15 protein-coding genes and 1 riboswitch are annotated in these 20,065 nt (G+C 40.8%); of the genes, 5 read left to right on the forward strand and 10 right to left on the reverse strand.

What is annotated here, in order from left to right; translation table 11 throughout:
- Positions 1-829 precede the first annotated feature (829 nt).
- Positions 830-1,318, reverse strand: a complete 489-nt coding sequence (locus Q4557_RS17770; RefSeq protein ID WP_102440660.1) for a glutathione peroxidase — start codon at positions 1,316-1,318, stop codon at positions 830-832.
- A gap of 328 nt (positions 1,319-1,646) precedes the next feature.
- Between Q4557_RS17770 and Q4557_RS17775 the strand changes: the two genes are divergently transcribed.
- Positions 1,647-2,183 (forward strand): YfaZ family outer membrane protein, encoded by a 537-nt coding sequence (locus tag Q4557_RS17775; protein ID WP_303414387.1) that lies wholly within the window; start codon positions 1,647-1,649, stop codon positions 2,181-2,183.
- Between the two features lie 154 nt (positions 2,184-2,337).
- Here the strand turns inward: Q4557_RS17775 and Q4557_RS17780 are convergent, their stop codons facing one another.
- From Q4557_RS17780 to Q4557_RS17805, 6 genes are all read right to left on the reverse strand, one after another.
- Positions 2,338-3,465 (reverse strand): patatin-like phospholipase family protein, encoded by a 1,128-nt coding sequence (locus Q4557_RS17780; protein WP_102440658.1) that lies wholly within the window; start codon positions 3,463-3,465, stop codon positions 2,338-2,340.
- Positions 3,466-3,637: 172 nt separating this feature from the next.
- On the reverse strand, positions 3,638-5,353 hold the full coding sequence (locus Q4557_RS17785) for a proline--tRNA ligase (RefSeq protein WP_102531073.1): 1,716 nt from the start codon (positions 5,351-5,353) through the stop codon (positions 3,638-3,640).
- 138 nt (positions 5,354-5,491) lie between these two features.
- Complete coding sequence (locus tag Q4557_RS17790) at positions 5,492-6,136, reverse strand: DapH/DapD/GlmU-related protein (RefSeq protein ID WP_102440662.1); 645 nt, start codon at positions 6,134-6,136, stop codon at positions 5,492-5,494.
- A 1-nt stretch (position 6,137) separates the two neighbouring features.
- Complete coding sequence (gene tsaA / locus Q4557_RS17795) at positions 6,138-6,884, reverse strand: tRNA (N6-threonylcarbamoyladenosine(37)-N6)-methyltransferase TrmO (protein ID WP_102477014.1); 747 nt, start codon at positions 6,882-6,884, stop codon at positions 6,138-6,140.
- Between the two features lie 270 nt (positions 6,885-7,154).
- Positions 7,155-7,550 carry an Rcs stress response system protein RcsF gene (gene rcsF, locus Q4557_RS17800; RefSeq protein WP_303414390.1) on the reverse strand — a complete coding sequence of 132 codons (396 nt, stop codon included), beginning with the start codon at positions 7,548-7,550 and terminating at the stop codon, positions 7,155-7,157.
- A 135-nt stretch (positions 7,551-7,685) separates the two neighbouring features.
- Complete coding sequence (locus tag Q4557_RS17805; protein WP_076540367.1) at positions 7,686-8,090, reverse strand: H-NS family nucleoid-associated regulatory protein; 405 nt, start codon at positions 8,088-8,090, stop codon at positions 7,686-7,688.
- Positions 8,091-8,543: 453 nt separating this feature from the next.
- Here Q4557_RS17805 and Q4557_RS17810 point away from each other — a divergent pair, with 453 nt between their 5' ends.
- The 3 genes from Q4557_RS17810 to Q4557_RS17820 all read left to right on the forward strand — a co-directional run bounded on the left by Q4557_RS17810 (position 8,544) and on the right by Q4557_RS17820 (position 12,484).
- Positions 8,544-9,293 (forward strand): electron transfer flavoprotein subunit beta/FixA family protein, encoded by a 750-nt coding sequence (locus Q4557_RS17810; RefSeq protein WP_102440655.1) that lies wholly within the window; start codon positions 8,544-8,546, stop codon positions 9,291-9,293.
- Positions 9,294-9,295: 2 nt separating this feature from the next.
- The gene (locus Q4557_RS17815) at positions 9,296-10,219 is read left to right on the forward strand and encodes an electron transfer flavoprotein subunit alpha/FixB family protein (RefSeq protein ID WP_102440654.1); all 924 of its coding nucleotides are present in this window, start codon (positions 9,296-9,298) and stop codon (positions 10,217-10,219) included.
- A 410-nt stretch (positions 10,220-10,629) separates the two neighbouring features.
- Positions 10,630-10,850: riboswitch (Lysine riboswitch) on the forward strand.
- A 77-nt stretch (positions 10,851-10,927) separates the two neighbouring features.
- Positions 10,928-12,484: a Na+/H+ antiporter NhaC family protein gene (locus Q4557_RS17820; RefSeq protein WP_303414396.1), complete on the forward strand. Its 1,557-nt coding sequence runs from the start codon at positions 10,928-10,930 to the stop codon at positions 12,482-12,484.
- 457 nt (positions 12,485-12,941) lie between these two features.
- On the opposite strand, the gene Q4557_RS17825 is transcribed toward Q4557_RS17820, so the two are convergent.
- Complete coding sequence (locus tag Q4557_RS17825) at positions 12,942-15,083, reverse strand: M3 family metallopeptidase (RefSeq protein WP_102440652.1); 2,142 nt, start codon at positions 15,081-15,083, stop codon at positions 12,942-12,944.
- Between the two features lie 304 nt (positions 15,084-15,387).
- Between Q4557_RS17825 and Q4557_RS17830 the strand changes: the two genes are divergently transcribed.
- Entirely contained in the window at positions 15,388-15,966 is a 579-nt protein-coding gene (locus Q4557_RS17830; RefSeq protein WP_076540377.1) for a thymidine kinase, read from the forward strand.
- Positions 15,967-16,071: 105 nt separating this feature from the next.
- On the opposite strand, the gene Q4557_RS17835 is transcribed toward Q4557_RS17830, so the two are convergent.
- Together Q4557_RS17835 and Q4557_RS17840 are read right to left on the reverse strand one after the other, a co-directional pair.
- Positions 16,072-17,862, reverse strand: coding sequence for an acyl-CoA dehydrogenase C-terminal domain-containing protein (locus tag Q4557_RS17835; protein WP_303414401.1), 1,791 nt, complete (start codon positions 17,860-17,862; stop codon positions 16,072-16,074).
- Between the two features lie 458 nt (positions 17,863-18,320).
- Positions 18,321-19,658, reverse strand: coding sequence for a coproporphyrinogen III oxidase family protein (locus tag Q4557_RS17840; RefSeq protein WP_303414403.1), 1,338 nt, complete (start codon positions 19,656-19,658; stop codon positions 18,321-18,323).
- Positions 19,659-20,065 lie beyond the last annotated feature (407 nt).

Raw genomic sequence — 20,065 nt, forward strand, 5'->3', positions numbered from 1 at the left:
ACAGTTACTCAGAGTGGCTCATTTCAAAAAAGTTCATTACCGCGGTAAATTATTTTAAAGTTTTTTTGGCTAGCTGGCTTGATTGGATTTTATTACTGCAATTTAGTTTTAAATCAGCAGTTTGAATTGGTGTTTAATCTCAGGTCATATTCAAGCTGAGATAAACTTGGCGCAAAAAAAATGGCAACCCAGTGGATTGCCAGAAGTATTTCTATGCGGGTCACTGTTAACGGTGCGCTAGCGTGTTAGCAATGTCCCAATTGGGAGTGATGATGAAAAAGAGTTACCAAATTCGAGTAGCGAAATAATTGGGGAGATTAAATCTATAAAAGCTCAGTATCGAAATAACCTTGATGAGGGGTTAGCCTATTACTGACTAGCTACATTACTAAGAGAGGCTAAGCTGCAAATGGTTCAATAAAATTTATTATTTTTTAAGTATTTAGAATGATCGAAAGCGATACATTTTTATGTATCTGTTTTTATTGGGTTTTTGTGGTAACCTTTATTGTTCTTTTATGGCGAACATCGTCAGGATTAAGGGGTGCTTTATAAACTTTGCTTTAACAAACCAGTCTCATCAAAAATTAGCTCCATAAAAAAAGGCAATCAAACGATTGCCTATTGATCCACTTTGAGATCAAAGGGACCGCGCTAGAAGTCCCAGGGAGATGATGAAAGTGAAAACACTGTCTATATACTATGAGCATCTCAAAGTGAAATAGTTCAAAAAAACATCAATTTTTTTATATTTTTTATCAATAATTTTTTTATGCAATTAAATCAGTAGATTAAAAATACATTAAGTGTCGATTTAATGCGGTAACTATTACTTTTTCAGTAGATACTCAATTTGTTCTACTAAATTTTCAGGTTTCATGGTCGGTGCATAACGCTTTAACACCTTGCCTTCTTTGTCTATTAAGAATTTAGTGAAGTTCCACTTAATTGACTCACTGCCCAGCAACCCTTTAGCTGAAGACTTAAGAAACTGATAGATAGGTGCGGCATTGGCGCCATTAACGTCCACCTTACTAAATAATGGAAAACTAACCCCGAAATTCAGTTCACAGAATTTGCTAATGGTAGCTTCGTCGCCTTTTTCTTGGGAGCCAAACTGGTTACATGGAAACCCTAATATCACTAAACCTTGCTCTTTATATAACTGATACAGGTGCTCAAGGGGTTTATATTGATGGGTGAAGCCGCATTCGCTAGCGGTGTTAACAACCAATACCACATGATCTTTAAATTGATCCATGGATACAGTGTTACCTTGAATGTCTACTGCGCTTTGCTGATAAAATGTTTGGCTCATGGTCAACTCCTAAAACGATAATAATACTTTTAAGTTTTATCATAACTGCAAATTGGATTGCGCACAATTTAAAATACGGATTTAATAAACGCATAAGCTGATCTGGGCTTGCCATCAACGAGAGCAGTTAATTTTACCGATTAAGTTATACTCAACCGCGACTTGATATATTAACTTACAGGTATTGCTAACTCTTATTTATTGTAACTTGGTTGTGGTTTAATTGTGTGTTAATCCATCTAGGCGCTCGTGTTAGGCCTTTTTATAAAGACTAATTAATTAGCTCAGTATAATCTTGGCCCATAAGCACTTAGGTTTGAGGTTATAAATGAATAAAAAAATGATGGCTGTTATTGCAGCGAGTGTGTTTTGCGTCAATGTTAATGCTACTGAGTTTTCTTTAGGGCTCAGTGAGCACGTGGTATCTGCTGACATTAAGACCAATATTAACCCTAATGTTAATCTTGAAGCCGGTTATGTGTATTCAGATAAAAAGGGTAACTTGGCGCAGTTTGCCATGCATATGACCCATCAAACTGGTCCGCATTCAATTGAAATTGGCCCTAAGTTATCCAGTGTTTGGTTTGATAATAGTCCTAATGGCAGTGTCATTGCCGTCGGTGGACACTATGGCTATGCGCTAGGCAATAAAATATCGCTGCATGCTGATGCTTATTATGCGCCGTCAGTATTGTCTTTTTCGGATGTCGATGGTTACACCGAATTAGGTGGAAAAGTGCAGTATGACTTTAACCCTAATATGGCGGTTTTTTTCGGTTATAGAAATATGACCTTCCAGTATGATGGTCGTTCAGATCGTGCTTTTGAAGATGGTTTCTATATTGGTGGCACTTCACGCTTCTAATACTTATTAAGCGGCACCTGTGGAAACACTCTCCACCAAAAAAAGCAAGTTGCGTGGCAACTTGCTTTTTATTATTTGTAATAGCAGCGTATTTGGCAGTGAGTTCATCTCAAAGTGAGTCGTGCTGCACTAATCATTTAGCCAAGAAGCCTATTTAGGTTTCCAGTTCAAAAAAGGTTTTGATGGTATCCATTTGGTTCATAGCGTCTTTATAACCGAGATCAATTAAGGCACTGGTGTAGGATTTTTCAAATAATAAGTATGACGCGATACTTGAGTCTGATTGACGATTAATGCCAATAAATTTCAATAATATTCTGATGGCGAGAGGTAAGTCTTGAAAGTAGCGCGCGGCAATAACACTTAAATCTTCACTGGGCTTAATGACTAAGGTGTCAATTTTACGCAAATTAACCAGCTTAGCATCGGCGGGTGGAATAAGGTCTAAGGTGCTGTTTATCCGCTCTAAGCGTTCTAAATCACTGTTTAAAGTGTCTGAGAAAATGGTATCCAGTAAATGACCTGCAATGGTTGCTGTTTTTGGGTGAGCATCTATATCACTGTGCCTTTGTTTATGAGGGCTATCTAGATTGATCACCATAATTTTTCTGGCTCCTAGATGTATCGGGCTGGATAACGGCGACAATTGGTGTACTGAGCCATCACCAAAATAGGCTTGTTTTAATTTTACCGATGGAAAAACCAATGGGATAGCTGAGGTCGCCATCAAATGATCTGTGGTTAATGTGGTGCGGGTACCTTGTCTTCTTGCCCGTTGCCAGTCGTTAATATGATGGCTAGCTTGATAGAAACTGTAGGAATATGAGTCATTGTAACTTGATGCATCTAAGCTAATGGCCTTTAACGCGCCACTACCGATGTTGCGTTCAATACGCTGAAAATCGATTAATTGATTCAGTAGTTTTCGTAATGGCTGATTATCAAGCAGGCTGCCCGCTTCGGTATTGACCTTATCACTTTGTAGCCCTTTTAAGGCCATTTTTGATAAGTGTTTTAATACATTCCAAAACGATGAACTGTAGACTTTATGGGTTTCAAAGTGCCGCCAAACCCAATCAAGTTTGCGAACCCCTAAATGGAAACAAGAGGCATGGGTAGCTAATGACGTTGCGTTAATTGCACCTGCTGAGCTACCACTTAGAATATCAAACGGGATATGATGATTACGCGGATAAAGCTGAACTAGCGCTTTTAACACGCCAATCTGATACGCAGCCCGTGCGCCACCGCCACCTAATACCAGTGCAATTGAATCTGACAACTATGCTCTCCTCTGTTTGATAAGCTGATGATATCAGTATGTATAGCAATAACTGGTTATACCAATCAAAATAACATAATCGACAGTAGTTACATGTAAAATATGAAATGAAAACCAAAAAAAACGCACCTTAAAAGGTGCGTTTTTTACGGCATAGTTTTAAAGCGAATGATTAGCCATTAATTGCTGACTTGATAAAGTCGACAATCTGATCAAACGGGATATCTTGTTTTTCACCAGTGCGGCGGTTTTTATATTCAAACACGCCAGCATCGATATTACGATCGCCAATAACAATCACATGAGGCAAGCCAATTAGCTCCATGTCATTGAACATCACACCTGGGCGCTCTTTACGGTCATCTAATAAGATTTCGATGCCTTGGGCGCTTAAGTCAGCGTAAAGCTGCTCAGCCATGTCTTTTACGCGATGAGACTTATGCATGTTCATCGGTAAAATACCCACTGTGAACGGCGCAAGTGACTCAGGTAACTTCATACCGCGGTCATCATGGTTTTGCTCGATTGCAGCGGCAACGATACGGCTAACACCAGCGCCATAACAACCCATTTGCATCACTTTTGACTTACCGTTTTCATCAAGTACGGTTGCGCCCATTGCTTCTGAGTAGTTAGTACCAAGTTGGAAGATATGACCGACTTCAATACCACGTGCAAACGCATAAACACCTTTACCATCTGGGCTTGCTTCACCTTCAACCACGTTACGAATATCCATCGCTTGTGCCATTGGTAAATCGCGCTCCCAGTTGATGCCAAAGTAATGCTTACCTTCTTGGTTAGCACCAGCAGCAAAGTCGCTCATTAGCGCGACGTCACGGTCAATGATAATAGGCATTTCAAGGCCTACAGGGCCGATTGAACCTGGACCTGCGCCTACAGCTGCAACCATTTCAGCATCAGTGGCAAACTCAAGTGGTGAGGCAACGAGCTCATGCTTCTCAGCTTTTAATTCGTTTAACTCATGATCGCCACGAATAACTAATGCTACCAATGGTGCATCTTCAGTTGCGCCCTTAACAATCAGGGTTTTAACTGTTTTAGTTATTTCAAGTTCAAACTGCTCAACTAATTCAGCAATGGTTTTGGCATTTGGCGTATCAACGACAGTCATTTCCTGTGTTGGTGCGGCTAATGTGCCAGTTGGTGCTGCAGTTTCTGCTTTTTCAATGTTTGCGGCATAATCACTTTCAGTTGAATAAGCGATCAAGTCTTCACCACTGTTAGCAAGAACATGGAACTCATGTGAGGTACTACCACCAATTGAACCCGTGTCAGCAATAACAGGACGGAAAGCAAGACCCATACGATTAAAGATGTTGCAGTATGCTTGATGCATGTCTGCATAAGTCTTATCCATGCACTCTTGGGTTAAATGGAAAGAATAGGCATCTTTCATCAAAAATTCACGTGCACGCATCACGCCAAAACGAGGACGGACTTCATCACGGAATTTTGTTTGTACTTGATATAATGTCAGTGGTAATTGCTTATAAGAGCTCACTTCTTTACGGACTAAATCAGTAATCACTTCTTCATGGGTTGGGCCTAAAACGAAGTCGCGGTTATGACGGTCTTGGAAGCGGAGCAATTCAGGACCAAATTTTTCCCAACGTCCTGTTTCAACCCAAAGATCGGCCGGCTGTACTAGGGGCATCAAAATTTCAATAGAACCGACTTTGTTCATTTCTTCACGAACAATGGCTTCGACTTTACGTAATACACGTAAACCACTCGGTAACCATGAATAAAGGCCTGATGCATTACGACGGATAAAGCCGGCACGTAACATCAATTGATGGCTGATGACTTCTGCATTTGCAGGTGTTTCTTTTTGTGTTGAAAGCAGGTACTTGCTAACTCGCATTCCCAATGTCCACTTAGTAGCTATTAATGTGCGACATTTTATCACCTGTAACGATGAAGTCACCAGATAATTAAGCGATACCTGACAAAGATAGCCATAGGGCTATGGCAAAATGATATGGGCGATAAATTAAAGCAACTATTTATCGCGTCGGTCGCCAATGATTTTGGCAGGGTTACCGGCAACAATCGCAAATTCGGGAACATCTTTGGTCACAATACTACCCATACCAACAATGGCTTGGTTGCCAATAGTAACCCCATCAACAATGCCAGCTTGGGCGCCAATCCATACATCACGGCCAATGACAATACCCTTTGATTGACTGGGTTGTTGATAGATATCTTGCTCTGCTGACATGCCATGGTTAAAAGCATAAATCGTGACGTTATTGGCGATACGGGTTTTATCACCAATGGTGATGCCGCAGCGACCGCCATCAAAAGAGCAGCCATGATTAATGGCCACTTCATTGCCTAGGGTTATCGGCCCATGTAAAAACACCTCGGCGGCAATCATGCATTGATTTCCCATAGTTATATTGCGCCCAGGCTCTGCAAACACATTGGCTTCGGGGGCGATAAAACACTGCTGACCAAACTTAATGGTTTCAAGCTGCTCAAATTGTTGCTGAACTTCATCTTGCCAGGGTTTAGCCCAGGTAAATTGTTTGTCTTTTAAGGAAAAATACAACCACGGCATCCAAGATAAACGTTTTTTATGCTGAGTTTGATAATCAGGACTTTTGTTTGTATCAAGGGTGCTGTTCAAATCAGACTTCATATTAGTTTTGACCAACGCTGGTGGGTTTAATTTCAATAACATTAATCTGCTGCTCAGTGACGGTCCAAAAAATATCAATATCATATAAGGCCACTTGATATAATTTTGGATCTGCTTTGGCTTTTTTATAAGCAGGTCGAGGGTCTTGAGCTAACACGTCAGTAATAAGTTGAATTAAATCACTGTTATTGAGCTTAGATGAGTGGGCGTCAATTTGCGCTTTTGCCAAGCTTGAAAATTGTACATCAATTAATTTTGGCGCATCTTGAGCGATGCCACCTGTCGCACTTTCTATTGAGTCAGAAAATGGAATATAAGGTTTTATATCAATAATGGGGGTACCATCTAATAAATCCATGCCGGATATTTCAAGACAAACTTTGCCATTTTTCTGAATAACCTTATGCAATTTAACCACTGACTGGCCAATACCATTAGGTCTGAATGTAGAGCGGGTGGCAAATACGCCTAACTTTTCATTGCCACCTAATCTTGGTGGTCTGACGGTATTTTTCCAACCTTGCTGTAGGTTTTCATGAAAACAAAAAAGCAGCCATAAGTGTGAATATTGTTCAATACCTCTAACCGCATCAAGGTTATTGACTTGAGGGGCTAATTCAATAACACCTTTAATATTTACCAACCCTGGTTGTCTTGGGATACCAAACTTTTGTTTGTAAGGGGTACGACAATACCCGACGGCCTCTATTTGAGAGCTAAAGTTTTGCGCGTTAGGATCTGTTTTCATGTCTAAGAAACCGTCAAGTGTTGTTACTAATAAATTAAGAGGGGGCATAATCAAGCATTGAACCGAATAAATGTTCAATGCTTTGTTAATTTAATACTAAAGAGCCATTAGCCAATGTAAGGTTTTAAGCAAAGCGGGTGTTAATGTCTTTAAAATGCTTCGGATAACAGCATAAATAAAATGACTTAGACACCTAGCCTGATGGTTTAATTTCTTTGACCATTAGCCATTAATAGTCGGTTGCTCTAATACTAAATTATTAACAAGTATCTACTGCTCAGTAGCGGTTTTAATTGCTTGGCCGACACAAATTGCTTGGCTGTAGCAGCTGTCGACCTGTTGTTCTGTTAATAGGCATTTTTTGATCATTAGCCCATTGGCACCTAGCTCGACCGCCTGTTTTCGTGCATCGGTTCTCGCATCTGCAATGCTTGCAGGAACCCCATCAGCAGTTTGTTGGCATGATTCACCTTCAACTAGGCCTAACACCTCAAATGACCCTTTAGGGCGTTGGTTCTCTTTATATAGAACCACATTTCCAGGTTTGAAATAATCATCAATTGCCTTAGCGTCTAGGTTACTATTAAAAGTGTATTCACTAGCACAACCAGATAATAATATTGCTGAGCTTATAGCTAAAGAAAAAACAGGACGAGAAACGTTCATAGTAAAGCCTAATTCAAAAGAGGTGAATGTAGTATAGTTTACAATGCTTGCTAGCAGGTGGGAATAGAATACAGATAAGAAAAAAGCTTACCAAAGTAAGCTTTTTCTATATGAAGGATGTCAAAACAGCAAGTGTTATTCCATACCAGGAATTAAGAAGTCTTCCATTGTTTTGCCATTATCAACTTGGTTTTTGAACACAGTTGGCATACGGCCTTGACCCGTCCACTGGATTAATTCGCCATCAACTTCAATTTGGTATTTAGCAGGGCGCGGCGCACGTTTTTTTGGTGCAGGCTTAATTGATACTTCACCTAAGTCTTCAATTGATAAACCACTGTTTTCAATTTGCGCTAGAATTTCAGCAATGCGTGCATTTCTTTCTGCATTGGCTTCTTGTTCTGCTTTTTCGTCTTCTTCTCTTTCTGTAATGATTTTTTCAAGCTTTACTGAAAGCTCACGTAAATCTTCTACAGACAACTCTTTAACTGCAGCTTTAAAACGACGACCATGGGTTAGTATTTCTAAAAAGTCACTCATATCAATGTGCATCCTAATGGTTATTAAATAATAAGTTTTCAAGTAATGCTTTAGAGATTAAAGAATACCTATCAAAATCGCTACATTGCTTAATTATTTAGCATTGGAGTGTCAATTTAATTGACCATTAAACATGTCAATAAAGCACAATATTTAATAGTAGCAAAATAAGTTTACTTGAATAGTCATTAATAATAGAAACTAAATCTGAATGGATCAAATAAAATCATCAATAAGTAGATAAAAATTAATTAATCTACCCTTTTAGGTACCTTATTTAATATAAATTGTGCAGATGTCAGTTCTTTTAAACGCACATTGAGCCAAAAAAAATATAAACAAGTGTTTGACTTAGGTTGACGTTAACGTTAACAGGCCGTAAAGTTGAGCCATATTACATTGGTTAAAACCAATGTGCCGTCCACATACATTGAAGGTGTAAAAGGAAATCCCATGAAAGTATTGGTGCCTGTAAAGCGCGTAGTCGATGCAAATGTGAAGGTCAGAGTAAACGCTGACAACACAAATGTTGATACTGCTAATTTGAAAATGGCGTTAAACCCATTCTGTGAAATTGCAGTTGAAGAAGCTGTAAGATTGAAAGAAGCAGGAAGTGTTACGGAAATTGTTGTGGTCACTATTGGAGCTAAAAATGCTCAAGAACAATTACGTACCTCGATGGCGCTTGGTGCCGACCGTGCTATTCATGTCCTGACTGATGACGAGTTAGTGCCGTTATCGATTGCTAAAATTTTAAAAGCGGTTCAAGAAAAAGAACAAGCAGAATTAGTGATATTTGGTAAGCAATCTATTGATGGCGACAATAACCAAACCGGTCAAATGCTAGCTGCATTAACGAATATGCCTCAAGCAACGTTTGCATCAGAGCTAACATTAACGGCAGACAGTGCAGAAGTAACCCGTGAGATTGACGGCGGCTTACAAACAATAAAAATGCCATTACCAGCGGTGGTTACGGTTGATTTACGTTTAAATGAACCTCGTTACGCATCATTACCTAATATTATGAAAGCTAAGCGTAAGCCATTAGAGACACTTTCAATTGATGATTTAGGCGTAAGCTTAAAAGCACATCAAACCATTATAAAAGTCACCCCTCCAGCTGAGCGTAAAGCTGGCATCATGGTGAATTCAGTGGCTGAATTAGTTGAAAAGTTAAAAAATGAAGCGAAGGTGATCTAATTATGACTATTTTAGTATTAGCTGAACATGATAACGCAAGCTTAAAATTAGATACCGCTAAAGCAGTAAGCGCAGCGGTTGCCATTGGTGGTGATGTGCATGTGTTAGTTGCTGGTAGTGATTGCGCTGCAGCAGTTACCGCAGCGCAAGCATTAACAGGCGTAAGCAAGGTATTAGTTGCTGATAATGCTGTGTATCAAGCGCAACTAGCAGAAAACCTTTCACAGTTAGTGGTTAACCTTGCAGGTGATTACGAACATATTATTTCTGCGGCTAGCAGTGTCGGTAAAGATACCCTGCCACGAGTCGCGGCGTTATTAGATGTGGCGCAAATTTCTGAAGTGATTGAAGTTGTAAGCACAGATACCTTCGTGCGTCCTGTTTATGCCGGTTCGGCATTAGCGACAGTGCAAAGTTTAGATGCGGTTAAAGTGCTAACAGTACGAACCAGTGCTTTTGATGCCGCAACCAATGACGGCAGTGCAGAAGCGGTTATGGTTGATTTTGTTGCCACAGCAGCGGCAGAATTTGTTTCGCAAACATTAACTGAATCAGAGCGTCCTGAGCTTGGCAGTGCTGGGGTGATTGTTTCCGGCGGCCGCGGTATGGGCAGTGGTGAGAACTTTGCTATTTTAGAAGCGCTTGCTGATAAATTAACTGCTGCTGTTGGTGCTTCGCGCGCAGCTGTTGATGCTGGCTTTGTACCGAATGATTTACAAGTAGGTCAAACTGGTAAAATTGTCGCACCTGATCTGTATATTGCTGTAGGTATCTCAGGGGCTATTCAGCATCTTGCTGGTATGAAAGACTCTAAAGTCATTGTGGCAATCAACAAAGATCCTGAAGCGCCGATTTTCCAGGTTGCAGATTATGGTCTGGAAGCTGATTTGTTTGAAGCGATCCCTGAGCTAACTAATTTGCTATAGTCCTTAATTAGAGCCCTTAATTAGAGCCCTAAATAAGAGTCCTAAATAATGCTCTTTATAATAGGATTATGGCTTACGCTAGTTTTTTAGTGAGTTAATATCCACTAATAAAAAACGGCACTAAAAGGCTTTTACCGAGAGGTAAAAGCCTTTTTTAATGTTCCGTAGATAGTTGCTGCCAATTTATACTAATGCGTTGTTATTTGCGGTGCTGTTCTATCAGTGAGCAAAAATTACCACTGCGTTAAATATGAACCCTTGCTAATAAAAGGTTACACTAGTGCTGCGTCAATGTGCGCGGTTTTAGTTGTGATGTTATATATCACAAGATAATCAAGTTTTATCTGGCAATGATGCTACTGCTTATGTTTGTATGATGGGGTGTTGATATACAGAGCCTTTCTGTTGTTAACATAAGTAGAGGTGCATTAAGTATCAGTACGGGTGAGTTGGGTGATGCCAATAACTTATTCGGAAAGGATTTAGTGCCGAAGTAAATGGATTCTATCAAAACCATTTATTGGGGCAGTTACCGAAAGGGACTGCACTGTCATGGTAATTTCTATCCGAAAGGGTAGAAGAATATATATCGACAACGATATTGATATTACTGTGGAGTGCTACTGAAAAGATTTTCGTTTACGTATTCAACGTAAACTTGCCTTATCAGTTATTCTCCATTCGTACTCAACGAAGAAATTATAAGAAATGATGATAACAAGTTACGCCGATTCGGCTCTCTCGCTTTTGCCACCAGTAGTGGCTATTTTGCTCGCAGTATTAACTCGCCGAGTCTTACTTTCATTGGGCTTAGGTATTATCACCGGGGTGTTTTTACTCGGTGATTTTTCAGTTAGCGCTGCAGCCTCAAATTTACTGATTACCGTCACGGGTCTAGTTTGGGATGATGGCGCGCTCAATTCATGGAACCTACAAATTTTAGGTTTCTTGGTGATTTTGGGCATGATCACGGCATTAATCACGGTAAGTGGTTCAGCTCGCGCCTTTGCTGATTGGGCTCATCAACGTATTCGCAATAAACGTGATGCCAAGTTGATGACTATCTTCCTTGGTGTTGTAGTGTTTATTGATGACTACTTTAACAGTATTGTGGTGGGATCTATTGCACGTCCAATCACCGACCGTTACCACATTTCACGGGCTAAATTAGCCTACTTATTGGATTCAACAGCGGCACCAATTTGTGTTATCTCGCCTGTTTCAAGCTGGGGAGCGTACATTATCGCCCTGATCGGCGGGATTTTAACGGCTCATGGCTTTGCTGATACAGGGCATTTAAGTGTGTTCCTGCAAATGATCCCAATGAACTTTTATGCCATTTTTGCATTATTATTATTGGTGTGTGTGGCGTTATTTGGTTTAGATATTGGCCCAATGCGTAAGCATGAACAAAATGCCCAAAAGGGTGAGTTGTTCGACGAATCTAAAGGCTTACCACCAGGTGCCACAGCCGATTTACCAGAAGCGGAAACCGGTAAAATCATTGGCTTATTCTTACCTATATTAGTGTTAGTTGCGGCAACCTTCTATTTCATGGTGGCGTCAGGCGCTGATGCATTATCAGCTAATGATTTACCTTTTAGCATTTTAGGAGCATTTGAAAATACTGAAGTGAGCTCGTCACTATTTTACGGTTCACTGGTGGGGTTAGCGGTCACCTTAGTATTAACTGTGAAGCAAAAAATTGCTCTGCCTATGGTGTTCACTGGCATCAAACTTGGCGCTAAATCAATGCTACCTGCCATTTATATTTTGTTATTTGCTTGGACGATTTCAACGGTTATTGGCAACCTTGAAACCGGTAAATACATGGCCAGTTTAGCCACAGGCAATATTCCATTTGCGATGCTACCTGCAGTATTATTTTTATTAGCAGGCCTAACCGCATTTGCAACCGGCACCAGCTGGGGTACCTTCGGTATCATGTTGCCAATTGCAGCTGATATGGCGATGGGCAGTGATAGCACTATGATGTTACCTATGCTTGCAGCCGTGTTATCTGGTGCAGTATTTGGCGATCATTGTTCACCGATTTCAGATACCACTATCTTGTCGTCAACGGGGGCGAGTTGTCACCATATCGATCACGTAATGACGCAATTACCTTATGCGTTAATCGTGGCGGTCATTAGTATTATTGGCTACGGTGTATTAGGTTTTACCGCGTCAGTGGCCATGGGCTTGGTCACCTGTAGTGTGCTATTTGTATTAAGCGTTATTGGACTGAAGTTGATCACTAAATAGCGTAAGCTAACTCGGTTTGATTTAAGCTTATCGCGAACTTTAGATATAGCTAACTTGTATGAAAATGCCGCTCAGATGAGCGGCATTTTTTATGTTTTAAAATCAAGGCTGCATAATAAAGTGGTATATATAAGCTAAATATCTAAGTCGAATCACTAGAGTGAACCTCAAAGGTTTAAGCTCACATGTTTTGTTTATGCAGCAGTTATTGTTAGCGAAGAGAAGCAGCGATTAGCACTGTGAGTGAATGACTGTTTCTGCCAATGGTGAGTGTGCAAGGGTTAGCAATTATAGGGATTAACAGGTACTGCTAATCAGCGTACTCGGATCTAGGTGAAAATTGAGATAAAAAAATGCCGCTCAAATGAGCGGCATTTTTAGGATTTAAGTTTAAGTGCTAAATAAAATTAGCTTTAACCAAACTTAAATGATGTTAAGCCACAAGGTTCTAATAGCGTTAGTTTAAACCACGACGCTCAAGTAATGCATCAGTCGTCGGCTCTTGACCTCTGAAGGCTTTATACGCATCCATTGGTGGTACTGAGTTACCCACTTCACGAATGGTTTTGCGATACTTCATCCCAATTTCACGGTTTAGACCGCCTTGAGTTTGTACGTAAGCAAAGGCATCAGCTGCAAGGATTTCACTCCACATGTAAGCGTAATAACTTGCAGAGTAGCCGCCCGGGAAAGCGTGAGCAAAATAGCTTGAGCGGTAACGAGGTGGTACCGCTTTAATGTCAACACCGTGTTTTTTCAGGGCGCTTGCTTCAAAGCTCGCCACATCTTGTAATGGCACATCAGCAGCAAGTGAATGCCACTCTAAATCAACTAGTGCTGCCGCCATATACTCTAAGGTGTCAAACCCTTGATTAAAGCTGCGAGACTCAAGTAATTTTTCTAGTAGTGCCTCAGGAATGACTTCGCCTGTTTCATAGTGCTTAGCATAGTTAGCCAGCACTTTAGGGTGCGCTGCCCAGTCTTCTTCAAATGTCGATGGGAACTCTACAAAGTCACGTGATACTGAGGTGCCCGCAAGTGATGGGTAAGTAACTTTTGAGAACATACCGTGGGTACCATGGCCCATTTCATGGAACATGGTGGTGACTTCACTGTAGCTCACAAATGTTGCCTGACCTTCAGGGGCTTTCTTAATGTTCATCACATTAACTACCACAGGCTTGTTGTTTAATAACTCAGACTGACCCACAAACGAGTTCATCCAAGCGCCGCCACGTTTACCTTCACGAGAAAAGTAATCAGCATAAAAGATAGCCATACTGCTGCCATCTTCATCAAACATTTCATACGCTTTTACATCAGGGTGATAAACAGGCAGATCAGGTCTTGGTGTTAAGGTCACGCCATACAATTCTTTAAGAGTGAAAAACACGCCATCTTCCAGTACACGATTAAATTCAAAATAAGGCTTAATTGATGCCTCATCTAAATCAAATTTTTCTTTACGTACACGCTCGGCATAATAAGCCCAATCCCATGGTTCAAGGGTAAAGTCGCCGCCCATTTTGGTGATCATTGCTTGTATGTCTGCGGCTTCTTTTTGGGTGTTTTCAACTACAGCAGGCACCATTGAGCCAAACATCTTATAAACCGCATCTGGGGTTTTGGCCATTTGTGGCGCTAAGCGGTAATCTGCCCAACTGTCATAACCCAGTAATTGGGCTTTTTCGGCACGTAGTTGCGCTAAACGAGCCACTAAAGAAGCGGTTTCATTGTCACCCGTTAAACCGCGGTTAGCAGATGCTTGCCATACTTGTTGACGTAACTGACGGTTGTCTAGTTGGGCTAATACAGGCTGACGAGTGGTGTTGGTAATGCTAAGTAAGTATTTACCTTCATGGCCTGCTGCACTGGCATCAATGGCTGCTGATTTAATGGCGGTTGCTGATAAACCCGCAAGCTCTGACTCATCCTCAACGACTACGGCGATTTCTTTACTTAAGCGCATTAGTCGCTGTGAGAATTCGTTAGTCAAGGTTGACTGCTCTTCATTCAATACACGAATTTGCTGTTTTTGCGCTTCTGTTAGTTTAGCGCCCGCTAGAACAAAACGTTGATGATAAACTTCAATTAAGCGTTTTGCTTCAGGGCTAATTTCTAAGCCTTCACGGCTGTTATAAATCTGTTCAATGCGGCTAAAAAGTGCAGCATTTAAATTAATGTTGTCAGAATGGGCTGCCATTTTAGGCGCCATAATGCCCTGTATTTTACGTAGCTCAGGGTTACTTGTTGAACCGGTTAAATTATAAAAAACCTTCGATGTACGGCCTAATAGTTCACCGCTTTTTTCCATGGCAACAATTGTATTTTCAAAGGTTGCAGGCGCTGGATTGTTAGCAATAACCAAGATTTGCTGGTAATGCTCATTGATACCTTGCTCAAGCGCAGGTAAGAAGTGCTCATTTTTTATGTCAGCAAAATTAGGGGTTTGATATTGCAAGCTGCTTGGAGCAAAAAAAGGATTATCTGCTTGTATCATAGTGACGTTTTCAGCTTGGGTTGTATCAGTATTTGAGATTGAGCATCCACCTACGACGATTGTGGCAGCAATAGCTGCAGCAACAAGTGTTTTATGCATAGTGTTTAGACTTCCTATTATATTTTATTGTTCAAACAATCTATCAATTGTTTCTTAATCGTATCTGAAGTAATACAAAAAGCGTGAACTATGATGGCTTTTTTAACGTTAACTGTTTAATAAATGTGACATGTTAACTGGATTTAACATGTAATTACTGCTGCGAGAGGTGATTAGCTCAAAAGCGCAGCTGCACAGAGATGATTTTTTGTGATACCGACATGAGTTTATCTATTCTAACGCTTATTTCGCTGCTGAAAAAATGATAAACTGCCACGGTAAATAACCATAAGGACACACCGTTTTGGCGCAACTCTACTTCTACTATTCTGCAATGAATGCAGGTAAATCAACTTCGCTACTGCAATCATCGTACAACTACCGTGAACGTGGAATGAATACCTTAGTCATGACAGCGTCAATTGATGATCGTTATGGTATTGGCAAAGTGGCTTCTCGTATTGGTATTGAAACCGAAGCCCATGTTTTTAGTGATGGTGATAACCTTGCTTATTTTATTGAAAAGCAACTTGCTGAACAAAAGCTGCACTGCATATTAATTGATGAGTCGCAATTTTTAAGTAAAGAGCAAGTTAAGCAGTTAACCCATGTGGTTGATAATTTTGATATTCCAGTGCTGTGCTATGGTTTAAAAACCGACTTTCAAGGTGAATTGTTTACCGGAAGCCAATACTTATTAGCCTGGGCTGATAAATTGGTAGAACTTAAAACTATTTGCCATTGCGGCCGTAAAGCCAACATGGTGTTAAGACTGGATGGCAACGGTAAGCCTATGCGTGATGGTGAGCAAGTTGCCATTGGCGGTAACGAAAGTTACGAGTCGGTATGCCGTAAGCATTTTAGAGAATTTCTTTGGGACTAGTTCGTTGCAGTTAACGAGTTACTCTTAAATAAAACAGCGCCTATATTGATTTATAGGCGCTGTTTTTGTTTGGACTTGTTTTTGGTAGTTACTTACAAAGCAGCGTTAAAAATCCGCGTCATCAAAATTAGCAATATGCGCGCTACTTGATTCAATTTGCTTGCGTAAGCTTCGAGTCTGACTGCCCCAGTAGCTCATATAAAACTGAGCGGTTTTAAGTTTGCCTTTATAGAACTCCGTTTCTTCAGTACCTGCTTCAATAGCTGCAAACGAGGTGGCGGCAATACGGGTCCACATCCACGCCAGCGTGGTGATGCCAAATAGCTGCATGTAGGCCATAGAAGCTGCGCCAATAATATCTGGATTAGTGCTGGCAGATTTGACGATAAAGCCAGTGGCTTTTTCTAAATCGCCTGCCGCATCCATTAAGCCGGCAATGTAAGGCTGCATGTTTGCATTGGCGCTGTTTTCTTGGATGAGTTGTTTAACCATCCCTGACCACAATGTCAGTGCAGCGCCTTTATCTGAGAGTAATTTACGGCCAACTAAATCCAATGCTTGTACGCCATTGGTGCCTTCATAAATCATCGCAATGCGAATATCGCGGACAAATTGTTCCATGCCCCATTCGTTAATATATCCGTGGCCGCCATAAACTTGCTGCGCATCAACACAGGCTTTAAAGCCTTGGTCGGTGACAAAGCCTTTTACTATTGGGGTAAATAGCGCTGCCAGCATTGAAGCTTGTTTTGCTTGTGCGGGATCAGTATGGCGCTCAGCAGAGTCTAGCCAAAGCGCTTGCTGGCCCATTAAGGCGCGGGTGCCTTCATTAAATGCTTTTTGCGACAACAGCATTCTGCGCACATCGCCATGAACTAAAATAGAGTCAGCGGCTTGCTCTGGTTGTTTAGCACCAGATAACGCGCGGCCTTGAATGCGACCTTTAGCATATTCCAATGCGTTTTGATAAGCGATATCAGACACGCCTAAACCCTGAATGCCGACGCCTAAGCGGGCTTGATTCATCATGGTGAACATTGCCTTTAAACCTTGATGAGGTGCGCCGACTAATTCACCTAGAGCATTATCAAAATGCATCACACAGGTGGAGTTACCATGAATACCCATTTTATGTTCAAGACCGGTGGCAGATAAACTATTAGCTTCACCCAAACTGCCGTCATCGTTAACCATAAACTTAGGTACCGCAAACAATGAGATCCCTTTAACGCCTTCTGGAGCGTCAGGTAATTTAGCTAATACCAAGTGAATGATATTTTCCGCTAAATCATGATCACCAGATGAGATAAATATTTTTTCACCGCTAATGGCAAATTGGCCATCTGCAGCTGGGGTTGCCTTAGTGCGCAGTAAAGCTAAATCAGTGCCAGCATGAGACTCAGTTAAGTTCATGGTGCCAGTCCACTCACCACTGACCAGCTTGGCAAGGTATTTTTGTTTCAGTGCATCACTACCATGAACGTGGATAGCTGAGTAAGCACCATGGGTTAACCCTGGGTACATGGCAAAGGCCATATTGGTGGCGGTTTTCATTTCGGTGGCAAAGGTGCCAATAACTTCGGGTAAGCCTTGACCGCCATATTCAGGATCACAGGTTAATGTGGCCCAACCATCATCAACGTATTGTTTATACGCCTGTTTAAATCCTTTTGGGGTAATCACTTTGCCATCCACAAGCTGACAACCTTCAAGATCACCTGAAGCATTAAGCGGCAACATAATCTCGGTAGTGAAATCGGCCACGCCTTGCAAAATAGCATCAGCAAGCTCAGGGTCGATTTCATCAAAACCTGATAAGTTAGGTTGCTGATAAATATTAAGTAATTCAGATAATATGAATTGATAATCTCTAAGGGGGGCTTGATAAATCGGCATAATAGGATCCTTTCTTATGATATTTCTGTGCTTACTCGCATAGTGACAGAATTGATGTTCAAGAATTAAACAGGTGTTTAACCATAACTAACTTTGAGCAAAAACTCAGTAATTATTTATCGGCGGTTTGTTAACTTCACAGCGGCAATTATAGCGTCAGGTGTCGTTATTGAATGTGGATGGCTATTGAAAAGTGAGATTGATGTGCTTCTATTATGCTAATAGGTAATATAGTCAATGGGTTGTATTGAGCTAGTTTTGAATTAAAGCTGATTTGAGTGATTGATTTGAGTGATTGATTTGAGTGATTGATTTGAGTGATTGATTTGAGTGATTGATTTGAGTGATTGATTTGAAACTAGCACTCACATCCCTGTGAATGCTACATCGATTCAGTATTGTGGCAATGGCTGCTAAAGTTTAACTCAAAACCACGTTTATCGCCCTAGTTATAGCATTTAGTTAGTGCACGTAAGTACTGATTCAGTTAATTCGCGGTCTTGCTGTTGTGATAACGGCAACTCCCTTGCTTGCTCGCGCAGATAGTCCATTCCCGCTAAGAAACCGGAGAACATTTTCAGCGCAATAAATTGCCCTTCAGTGGTAGTGCGGTAGTTACTGCCTTGTTTCTTTATTGCCCCAGCTGCATGCAAGTAACTCATTTCTAAGGGAAATGCCTGCCACAATGTTTTACCGGTATGGGCTTTAAATTGTTGATTATCTAATACACCATGACCCATCATCATCATTAAGTGATGTTGTATTAGCGCTTTTTGCTCAAGAGGTTTGGTATAACAGGTACCACTATGGCCGGCATTGATACGCTCAATATAGGTTGGGATATCAAAGCTGGAAATGTTGAATTGCTCGCCAAAGCGGCCAAAGGCACCAGAGCCAACCCCAAAGCAATCTTCACCGTCGAGCACATATTTGTTTTCAACTGGTTGGCCAAAATTACGGCTAAATGTCCATGGGAACTCCATTATGTACTTGTCACCTAACGCTTGTTTAACAGCTAGAAATTGCGGCCAAAGCTCATTAGGCTCACCTGCAAGGCTACCTGCTTTTTTACGGTTTTTACCAATGCCGATAGTCAGTGGATAAGTAGTAATTTGATCAGGGCTTAAGCGAATCGTTTGCTCAAGATCCCAAGCAATTGACTCAGGCGTTTGCACCTTAAAGCCATACATCATATCGAGGTTTACAGTGGGGATGACCTCAATGGCGCGGCTAACGTATTCAGCTTGCTGTAATCCCGAGCCAAACTTTTCAAAACGGCCACTGGCTTTTAAAATCTTATCGTCAAAGCTTTGCACCCCAATGGACATTCTATCCACTAAGCCTTTAAGTAAATGTGGATTGCCTTCTTTAAAGTAGATTGGATCGCTTTCGCAAGAGACCTCGCGTACCGTGGTGATCGATTTAATCATCTCGATGGTTTTAATCAACTCATCTTCTAAAATGGTCGTAGTACCACCGCCAATATAAACCCGGTTAAAGGTATAGCCTTTGGCAATAACTTCTCTAATTTCTTTTCTCAGGGCTTTGAAATACTCTCTGGCAATGCCTTCAACAAATTTGATTTTATGGAATGAGCAAAAACGGCATAAAGTATGGCAAAAAGGAATGTGAATATAGAGGGTTTCGATGGGTTTTTCAGGGATATAGTCTTTGGCGTCAACATCAACTTCAACCGCATTTTTCAAGCTTAAAGAGCGTTTAATCGTTTGACCCATAACCCAGTCGAGGCTATTGGTTGCAAGGTCTAACCTTGAGGTTGAGAGAGTGGATTTCATTAAAGCCCTCATTGATATCATTATGTCTAATATAACCAGACTAATGGACTCCAGTGGTGATAAATGTCGGCTGAAGCATGAAGATACAAATATCTACAAATTAGAGGGTAATTTGTTACTAAAGTTTGATGGTTATCACTTTCTTGTAGCAGTTGCAGACTGCAAGATTTTGATTATTTGTTGTTTTTTTGTACGAAGTCGTTAACCGTTCCCAATTTTCATTCTGGTTAATAGTTTATTTTGAATCACTAATATTGAATATTGTGCTAACGCTGTGGTTGCGGCAGGTGGGCAATTAATTAAAACACGTGTGTGATCACTTTTACTCAGGCTGCAAATAGCGTACATTATGCGCAATTGTATTTTTTAAAGAACTCTTCATTTTATTTTATAAACTATGTGCAAGG

The organism is Shewanella sp. 5_MG-2023, assembly GCF_030547465.1.
Classification (GTDB): domain Bacteria; phylum Pseudomonadota; class Gammaproteobacteria; order Enterobacterales; family Shewanellaceae; genus Shewanella.